Source organism: Mesorhizobium sp. M7A.F.Ca.CA.001.10.2.1 (assembly GCF_003998575.1).
Lineage (GTDB): Bacteria > Pseudomonadota > Alphaproteobacteria > Rhizobiales > Rhizobiaceae > Mesorhizobium.
Window position 1 is genome coordinate 1 of sequence record NZ_RZQY01000222.1, and the last position, 8557, is coordinate 8557.

Annotated in this window: 9 protein-coding genes and 1 pseudogene; 8 read left to right on the forward strand and 2 right to left on the reverse strand. The window is 63.0% G+C overall.

Annotation, left to right across the window (positions count from 1 at the left end; translation table 11 throughout):
* From EN964_RS16040 to EN964_RS16050, 3 genes are all read left to right on the forward strand, one after another.
* A partial coding sequence (locus EN964_RS16040; protein WP_373565060.1) for an ABC transporter permease occupies window positions 1-332 on the forward strand: 332 nt, incomplete at its 5' end.
* Window positions 333-335: 3 nt separating this feature from the next.
* Window positions 336-1289 (forward strand): ABC transporter permease, encoded by a 954-nt coding sequence (locus EN964_RS16045; RefSeq protein WP_127272456.1) that lies wholly within the window; start codon window positions 336-338, stop codon window positions 1287-1289.
* A 64-nt stretch (window positions 1290-1353) separates the two neighbouring features.
* Window positions 1354-2037 carry an SGNH/GDSL hydrolase family protein gene (locus EN964_RS16050; RefSeq protein ID WP_127271777.1) on the forward strand — a complete coding sequence of 228 codons (684 nt, stop codon included), beginning with the start codon at window positions 1354-1356 and terminating at the stop codon, window positions 2035-2037.
* 138 nt (window positions 2038-2175) lie between these two features.
* Here EN964_RS16050 and EN964_RS16055 read toward each other — a convergent pair whose 3' ends face one another.
* Entirely contained in the window at window positions 2176-2436 is a 261-nt protein-coding gene (locus EN964_RS16055; protein ID WP_127276531.1) for a hypothetical protein, read from the reverse strand.
* Window positions 2437-2648: 212 nt separating this feature from the next.
* Window positions 2649-3752, reverse strand: a complete 1104-nt coding sequence (locus EN964_RS16060) for a histidinol-phosphate transaminase (protein WP_127270781.1) — start codon at window positions 3750-3752, stop codon at window positions 2649-2651.
* A 130-nt stretch (window positions 3753-3882) separates the two neighbouring features.
* On the opposite strand from EN964_RS16060, the gene EN964_RS16065 reads away from it, so the two are divergent.
* The 5 genes and pseudogenes from EN964_RS16065 to EN964_RS16090 all read left to right on the forward strand — a co-directional run.
* Entirely contained in the window at window positions 3883-4656 is a 774-nt protein-coding gene (locus EN964_RS16065; RefSeq protein ID WP_127270780.1) for an SDR family NAD(P)-dependent oxidoreductase, read from the forward strand.
* 201 nt (window positions 4657-4857) lie between these two features.
* Window positions 4858-6180, forward strand: coding sequence for a histidinol dehydrogenase (gene hisD, locus EN964_RS16075; protein WP_127272454.1), 1323 nt, complete (start codon window positions 4858-4860; stop codon window positions 6178-6180).
* Window positions 6181-6195: 15 nt separating this feature from the next.
* Complete coding sequence (locus EN964_RS16080; RefSeq protein ID WP_127276533.1) at window positions 6196-7221, forward strand: zinc-binding dehydrogenase; 1026 nt, start codon at window positions 6196-6198, stop codon at window positions 7219-7221.
* A 32-nt stretch (window positions 7222-7253) separates the two neighbouring features.
* The gene (gene hutC / locus EN964_RS16085; protein WP_013530484.1) at window positions 7254-7985 is read left to right on the forward strand and encodes a histidine utilization repressor; all 732 of its coding nucleotides are present in this window, start codon (window positions 7254-7256) and stop codon (window positions 7983-7985) included.
* Between the two features lie 106 nt (window positions 7986-8091).
* A pseudogene (locus tag EN964_RS16090) lies at window positions 8092-8557 on the forward strand (hypothetical protein); the annotation flags it as partial.

An 8557-nucleotide genomic window follows, 5' to 3' on the forward strand; every position in this document is an offset into this window, starting at 1 on the left:
CCGACCGCCGCAACATTATCCTCGCCTATGTGGTCTGCTCCTGTTTCGCGGCCGCTGCCGGTGTCTTCCTGGCCGGGCGCATCGTGTCGGGCGATCCGAATGTCGGTCTGCTTTTCGAACTCGATACCGTCACCGCCGTGGCGCTCGGAGGCACCCAGCTCTCCGGCGGCATCGGCAGCCTGCACGGCACAGTGATCGGCGCGCTGGTCATGGCGCTGCTGGCTAACGGCATGAACCTCGCCAACGTCTCGCCCTTTGTTCAGACAGCGATCAAGGGCGGCATCCTGCTGGCGGTGGTCGGGTTGCAATCCCGCAAGAAAATGGGGCTCTGAGCGATGGCCGCCGTTCTCGCAAATCCGATCGCCCGGCGTCTGCTGCGCATCCCGCCGTCCTATTTTGTCTTCATCGTGCTGCTGGCGACGCTGTGGATCGCGCGGCCGAACATGCTCAACCTCAACATCATGGGCATCTTCGTCAGGCAGATCGTGCCGCTCGGCATCCTGGTGCTGGGGCAGCTCGTCGTCATGCGGGTGAAGTCGATCGACCTCTCTGGCGGCGGCATCATCCTGCTCATCAACTATTTCATCTCGTCGGGCACTTTCCCCGGCGCGTCGATGCCTTTCTTCGTCGTGCTGGCGCTCGCCACCGGCCTCGTCATCGGCCTGTTCAACGGCTTCATGATCGGCAACCGGCGGGTGTCGGCGGTCATCGTCACGCTGGCGGTCAGCATCATCCTGGTCGGGCTGGTGCAGTTCCTGTCGAGCGGCAATCCGCCCGGCGATGTGCCGAAGCTGTTCAACGACCTATACAACACGAAATTCCTGTCGGTTCCGACGCCGGTGCTGTTCTGGGTCCTGCTGACCGCTTCGGTGTGGCTGCTTCTGTCGCGGACCATCTTTGGCCGCTACGTCGCTTCGGTCGGGGAGAATGCCGAAGCCGCGCATTTTTCCGGCGTGCCGGTCCAGCGCACGGTCATCCTGGCGCATACGCTCGCCGGCCTGATAGCGGCGATCGCCGCCCTGGTGCAGACCGGTTCCATCGCCGTCGGCAGCGTCCGTATCGGCCTCGACCTGCCGATCCTGGCGGTCGCGGCAACGATCCTCGGCGGCGTCGTCTTCGGTCGTGGCGACGGCGGCGTCTGGGGGCCTTTCTTCGGGGCGCTGTGTTTTGCGCTGCTGTTCGTGGTGATGACGGTGCTCGGCATCGACGAGCCCGGCAAGCTCATCGCGCAGGGCGTCATCATCCTCGGCGCGGCGATCTTCTACGGAGTGCGCGTGCGAAACCCCTGATTTGAAACGGCGAAGAGCAAGTGCGCCGGCGTTCAGACAATTGCAAACAGATGGAGAAACATGGATGTCACCGCCAAAAAACATCATGTGCTACGGCGACTCGCTGACCTGGGGCTGGGTTCCGGTCAAGGAAGGGTCGCCGACCTACCGCTACCCTTATGATCAGCGCTGGACCGGTGTGATGGCGGCGGCGCTGGGGGCGGGCTACCACATCATCGAAGAAGGCCTGAGCGCGCGCACGACCTGTCTCGACGACCCCAACGATCCGCGCCTGAACGGGGCGAACTATCTGCCCTCGGCCATCGCCAGCCATCTGCCGCTCGACCTGGTCATCGTCATGCTCGGCACCAACGACACCAAGTCTTATTTCCGCCGGACGCCTTATGAGATCGCCAATGGAATGGCGAAACTGGTCGGGCAGATCCTGACCAGTGCCGGCGGCATCGGCACCCCTTATCCGGCTCCCAAGGCGCTGGTCATTGCGCCGCCGCCGCTGACCCCGATGCCCGATCCGTGGTTCGAGGGCATGTTTGGTGGCGGGCACGAAAAATCCAGGGATCTGGCCAGGCAGTACAAGGCGATGGCGGATTTCATGAAGATCGATTTTCTCAATGCCGGCGATTACCTCACCACGGATGGTGTTGACGGCATCCATTTTACTGCCGGAAACAACGCCGATCTGGGACGCGCCGTCGCCGACAAGGTCAAGTCGATCCTTGAGCCGGGCAAGGTCAGCACTGCCGCCTGAAGCCGCCACGCCCGTCGGCTCGCGGCACACAGGCCTACGGCGCGGGTGTATCGCTCGTTCCTCCGGCGATGCACATCGATACGGGGCCGTTTGGCCCCGTATCGATGTGGCGCTCGACGCCTGCAGACCTGCGTTGATCTAGGGCCTTGTGCCCCGAGGAACATGATCGGCAGACGATTTGGTTTGGCGGTCGAAAACGACCGCCAGGCCCTTCTTCACGGCAAGCGAGGCGACCATGTCGTCGAGTTCGCGATCGGGAATGGCGGGGTTTAGGACCTGCCGGATGGCCCGATAGGCCTGCTCGGTCGACACATAGTCGTAGCGCTTTTTGCGCGCTTCCACATATTGCTCGATGAGAATGCCCAATCGGCGGGCGGCGATGTCATCTGGTTGCTGCAAGGGAGCCTCCTCAGCGTCGATCGTTTGCAGACCCCCGAGATGTAAAAACCCACGCCGCGAAAGTTAAGGCCTGCTGTCGGCTTGAAGCCCAAAAAATCTATTGCCTTCGTTCAACGAACTGCACCGCAGAGTGTCATCGTGTCCGAACTGGCACATCGCAGCCGCAAGGCGCGGGTCAACTTGCCCGTCCGAATCCCGACCAAAGCGTGTATTCACAACAGCTCCGACAGAACGGCCATGAAATGGTCGTTCTCCGCTGTCGAGCCGATGCTGACTCGCACATAGGTGTCAAAACCCTGCTGCTTCCACGGCTTGACGATGACGCCGTGACGCAGCAGGCCTTCGACGAAGGCGGAAGCATCTTGCCGGCAGTTGAAGAACAGGAAGTTGCCCCTGGAGGCAGCGACATCGAGGCCCTTGCTCGCCAGGAAAGTCTCGACGCGTTTTCTCTCTGCATTGGCCAGCGCGACGACCCTGGCAAGGTGTTCGTCGTCGGCCAGTGCCGCGAGTGCGGCCGCCTGGGCCATCGCGTTGGCGTTGAAAGGCGTGCGGACGCGATCGAGCAGCGCGCGCAGCTCCGGGTCACCGACGATGCCGAAGCCGATCCGCAATCCGGCCAGACCGAACGCCTTGGAAAAGGTCCGCAGCACGATCCAGGGCCGGCCCAGCTTTTCGAGATAGGGCAGGGACGATGCATAATCGTCGCCCTTGGCATATTCGGCATAGGCTTCGTCGATGACGATCAGCGTCTCGTCGCCGACCGCATCCAGAACCCTGGACAGATCGCCGCCGGAGAGCCAGCTGCCGACCGGGTTCATCGGGTTCGAAAACAGCAGCATGCGCGGCCGTTCGCGCACCGCCTCGACCAGCGCATCGACATTGATGGTGAGATCGTCGTTGACGACAACGCGTTTGACGGTCGCCCCCATCAGCGTTGCGTAGTCCTCATGCAACGGGAACGACGGATAGAGCGTGACGACCGCGTCGCCCGGCCGCAACACGGCACGGCTGATGACGGAGAGAAGGTCTTCGGAACCGTTGCCGAGGATGATCTGGCCCTCGGCGACGGCATATTTGTCGCCGATCGCCTGGCGCAGCTTGCGCCCGGCGGGGTCGGGATAGAGGCGGAACATCTCGGAGCCGGCATGCATCGTCGTGGCTAGCGTCGGGCTGGGCCCGAGCGGGTTTTCGTTGGAGCCCAGTTTGGCGATCCTGGCCGGTGCGTATCGCTCCATGACCTCGTCAATGGTGAGCCCGGAATTGTAGGGCGACAAACGGTTGACTTCGGTGCGGACCATATCCGAGGCTTTCGACACGGGTGGGCTCCTCTGCGGTGGATTTCGTCATCCGTACCGTAGTCGAAATAGTTTGTATATGCTTGTATATGTAACTTGATCTGATAGTCTCGACGCTGAAGCGGAAACCGACGCCGGCAAGGAGGATCACATGCGCAACGCTTCTCTCTTCGATCTCTCCGGCAGGAAGGCGCTTGTCACCGGCGCAAGCCGAGGCATCGGGCGCAGCATCGCCGAAGCGCTGAGTGCCGCCGGCGCCGACGTCGCGGTCTCGGCGCGCAGCCTGGCGTCATTACAGGACACAACGACAGCCATCCGCGCCGCCGGCGGGGTGGCGCATGCCGTTGCCCTCGACGTCACCGATGTCGGTCGCTGCCGCGCAGCCACCGCAGAGGCTGCCAGCCTGCTTGGCGGTCTCGACATTCTCGTCAACAATGCCGGCGTGGAGGAGGTGCGGCCCTCGCTCGATGTCGACGAGGCGCTGTGGGACAGGATCGTCGACACGAATCTCAAGGGAGCGTTCTTCTGCGCCCAGGCCGCCGCGCGGCAGATGCGCGATGCCGGCCGTCCTGGTGCCATCATCAATCTGTGCTCGCTGACATCCGAAGTCGGAATTCCCACCGCGGTGCCATACGGCTCGTCGAAGTCGGGCCTGCTCGGCATGACCCGCGCCCTTGCGGCGGAGTGGGCGGAGCTTGGCATAAGGGTCAACGCCATCGCGCCGGGATATTTCAGGACGGCGATGACCGACGTTTTCTACAGCAACGAGGCATGGCAGCACTCCATGCTGGCCAAAATCCCGCAGCGTCGTTTCGGCGACCTCCACGACCTGCATGGCATCGCCGTGTTCCTCGCTTCGGATGCGGCTGCCTACATAACCGGCCAGTCCATTCCGGTCGATGGCGGCTTTCTCGCCTCGATCTGACGAGGCAGGTTTGTCTCCGTGGTTTCGACGGATGATGGAAAAATTGCTGGCGACTATCATACATACATGTATATACTTTTGCCCGGTGAAGCCTCTCGACGGCTTTGATCCTTGCCCCGGTCGGCCTGTCGACCCGCAGAACTATGGCCATCCACGGGCCAACCGTCATTGCGTTCCAAGAGTTCCAGGAGACGAGCAGTTATGTCCGACATCAGCTTCCACGATTTGTCATCCATCGATGCCGACCAGCGCGCCAGTCTGCTGAAGCGCGCCGAGGCCGATCTGACGGTCTTCGTCGAGAAGGTCCGGCCGATCATCCAGGCCGTCAAGGACGAAGGCGATGCCGCCTTGATCCGCTTCGCCAGGGAACTCGACAAGGCCAATGTCGCCGAGGGCGAACTGCAGGTGTCGGAAGCCGAGTTCGACGCGGCGTTCGACAAGGTGGAAAAGGATGTGGTCGAGAGCATCCAGTTCGGCATCGACAACATCAGGCATTTCCATGAGGAGCAGAAGCCGGAGACGATGTGGCTCAAGGAAGTCCGGCCGGGCGCCTACGCCGGCGACAGGTACACGCCGATCGCATCCGTTGCGCTCTACGTGCCGCGCGGCAAGGGCGCCTTTCCATCGGTGACGATGATGACGTCGGTGCCGGCGGTGATTGCCGGCGTGCCGCAGATCGCCATCGTGACGCCGCCGACATCGGATGGTTCGGTGGATGCGGCAACGCTCGTCGCCGCGCGTCTCGCCGGCGTGGGCACGGTCTACAAATGCGGCGGCGCCCAGGCAGTTGCCGCCGTCGCTTACGGCACCGAGACGGTGAAGCCCGCGCTCAAGATCGTCGGCCCCGGCAGCCCGTGGGTGGTGGCGGCCAAGAGCGTGCTGTCGTCGGTCATCAACACAGGCCTTCCGGCCGGCCCGTCGGAAGCGATCATCTTTGCCGATGACAGCGTTGACGGCGGCCTTGCCGCGCTCGACCTGTTGATCGAAGCCGAGCACGGGCCGGATTCCTCGGCCTATCTGGTGACGCACAGCCGCAAGGTTGCAGAAGCAGCGCTTGCTGCACTTCCCGAGCATTGGTCGCGGATGACCGAGCAGCGTGTCGAGTTTTCGCGCGCGGTGCTGACCGGCAAGCGCGGCGGCATCGTGCTGACGGCGTCGCTGGAGGACAGCTACCGCTTCATCAACGACTATGCGCCCGAACATCTCGAGATCCTGTCGAAGGAGCCATTCGCGCATCTCGGGCGCATCACCGAGGCCGCCGAAATCCTGATGGGTCCGCACACGCCGGTGACGCTGGCCAATTTCGTTCTCGGCCCCAATGCGGTGCTGCCGACCAGCCGTTGGGCGCGGACTTACGGCCCGCTTTCGGTGACGGATTTCGTCAAGCGCTCGTCGATCGGCTATGTCACCTCGGCGGCCTATCCGGAACTCGCTCTGCACGCCCGCAGGCTCGCCCGCTACGAGGGCTTCAGCTCGCATGAGAACGCGGTCTCGGAAATCCGCGACCGCTATCTCGCCGGTTGAGCGGAAGCGATCGTGATGAAGGCCGCACGACTGTATGGACCTGGTGACTTGCGCATCGAGGACATCGCCACGCCGGGCGTGCCGGATGCGGGCTGGGTGAAGCTCAGGGTCGACGCCGCCGGCATTTGCGGTTCGGACCTGCACAATTTCCGCACGGGACAGTGGATAAGCCGGTCGCCTTCGACGGCCGGCCATGAGTTGACCGGCACGGTGACTGCCATCGGCGCGGGCGTGGACGCCTTCGCCGTCGGCGACAGGGTGGTCGCCGATTCCCGTTTCTGGTGCGGAGACTGCGCGCAATGTCATGGCGGCAGGCGGCATCTCTGTGTGTCGCTGGGCTTTGTGGGAGAAATCTGCGACGGCGGGTTTGCCGAACAGGCGGTGCTGCCCGCGCGGCTTTTGCATATCATCGATGCCGGGCTCGACGAGCGGGTCGCGGCGATGGCCGAGCCGCTGGCGGTGGCGCTGCACGCGGTGCGGCGCCTGCCGAAAACGGCCGGCTCCGTGCTGGTCGTCGGCTGCGGGCCGATCGGCGGTCTTGCCGCGCTGCTGCTGTCTCGAACTTTTGCGGGCACCGTGCTCGTAACCGACCGCAACCAGGCCCGCTGCGCCCGCGTGTCGCAGGTGACGGGTGCCAGGATCGTCGATCTGAACCGAGATGCCGTTGCCGCCGCAACCGCCAATGCCCCGCTGCTCGCGGCCATTGAGGCGACCGGCAGCGTCGCGGCGCTCAACCAGTTGCTTGGCGTTGTCGATCCCGGCGGCACGATCGCCATGGCGGGCATCTTCCATGGCCGCCTCGACATTGATCCCAATACGCTGGTCGAACGCGAAATCGGCTTGCTGGGATGCCACGCCTTTGCCGATGAGCTGCCCGAGGCGGTGCGGATGCTAGGTGAACTCAGCGAACCGCTGTTGGCGCTGATCGACCAGGAGATCGGCCTGGATGACATTCCGGCTGCCTATGAGCGGCTGTTGGCGGGACACAGCGACGGCTTGAAAACAATCATCCGCATGCGGCAACCTGTCGAGCAGTCGTGATTTCCGATGAATCGCCGGAAAGGACTTTTGAAATGATCACTTTGCCCGACACGGCCAGCCCTCTTTACGAGAAGGTGAAGGACTACATCCTGGCGAACATCGGAACGGGCCGGTGGGGCAAGGATCGCAAGCTGCCGTCCGAGAACGAGTTGGTGGCGTCGCTCGGCGTGTCGCGGATGACGGTTCACCGGGCGCTCAGAGAGTTGACCTCGGCCGGGTTCCTGATCCGCCTGCAAGGTGTGGGAACCTTCATCGCGCCGCCGCGGCCGCAATCGACGCTGATCGAGATCAACAACATCGCAGCCGAGATCGTCGAGCGCGGCAACAGGCATCGTTCCGAAGTCCTCGTCCTCGAAACCATCATGCCGACAAAGGAGCTGGCGCTGTCGTTCGAGTTTCCAAAGCGCGTCTCGATCTATCATTCCGTCGTCGTCAATTTCGAGAATGATCTGCCGGTGCAGCTGGAAGAGCGCTTCGTCAATCCGAGCCTCATTCCCGATTACGACAAGCAGGATTTTTCGAAGACGGCGACCTACGACTATCTCATGCAGAAAACCCCGGTGACCGAAGTCGAGCATATCATCTCGGCGATCCCGGCCGACGCCGAGACGGCGCGGCATCTGGGCATCGATGTCGGCGCCTGCTGCCTTTTCCTGCACCGCCGGACATGGACAGGCGCGGTGGTGGCCACCATCAGCAAGCTGACCTATGCCGGCAGTCGCTACTCGCTCGGCAGCCGCTATTCCCCTTCAAAAAGCAGCTAACGGAAGCAGGACGAATGCAAGTCGGAGCGGTTTCGTTGCCAATGTATATACATGTGCTGACGAGAACGCTTTCGCTCTCGAATGGACGGGCCAAGAAGGACAACAGATGACGCAGACACCGAGTCGCACGGCGCAGATCCGGGCACTCGCGCAGCATGATGTTGCCGAAGCACAAAGCGCGCTGGCGGCATTGCTGGGCGACCTGTTTGCGATGAGTCCCCGCAATGTGCGCATCAACTTCGACAAATACAGCCTCAATTCCCTGAACGGCTTCTTCGAAGACGACGGCAAGGCCTACTTCTTCAAGTTCCATCAGGAGGAGCGGGAGGAGGGGATGACGGGCGAGTATTACCGCGCCGAGATTCTGTCGCGCGCCGGCCTGCCGGTCGACCAACCCATACACATGTCGGCGCAGCCCGGCGAGCAGATCCTTGTCTACCGCCGCCGCACGGATCCGAGATTTTCGGATGTGCTGTTCGCGCTGGATGCGCAGGACGATGCCGGCAAGCGGCAAGAAGCCGTTCTTGCCGAGCGCGACCTGTCGGCCAGGCTGCTCAAGGTCTATCTCGAGA

Excerpts from the sequence above, each read along its gene's own strand:
- EN964_RS16045 (WP_127272456.1), top strand. The coding sequence starts at position 336 with ATGGCCGCCGTTCTCGCAAATCCGATCGCCCGGCGTCTGCTGCGCATC.
- EN964_RS16050 (WP_127271777.1), top strand. The coding sequence starts at position 1,354 with ATGTCACCGCCAAAAAACATCATGTGCTACGGCGACTCGCTGACCTGG.
- EN964_RS16065 (WP_127270780.1), top strand. The coding sequence starts at position 3,883 with ATGCGCAACGCTTCTCTCTTCGATCTCTCCGGCAGGAAGGCGCTTGTC.
- hisD (WP_127272454.1), top strand. The coding sequence starts at position 4,858 with ATGTCCGACATCAGCTTCCACGATTTGTCATCCATCGATGCCGACCAG.
- EN964_RS16080 (WP_127276533.1), top strand. The coding sequence starts at position 6,196 with ATGAAGGCCGCACGACTGTATGGACCTGGTGACTTGCGCATCGAGGAC.
- hutC (WP_013530484.1), top strand. The coding sequence starts at position 7,254 with ATGATCACTTTGCCCGACACGGCCAGCCCTCTTTACGAGAAGGTGAAG.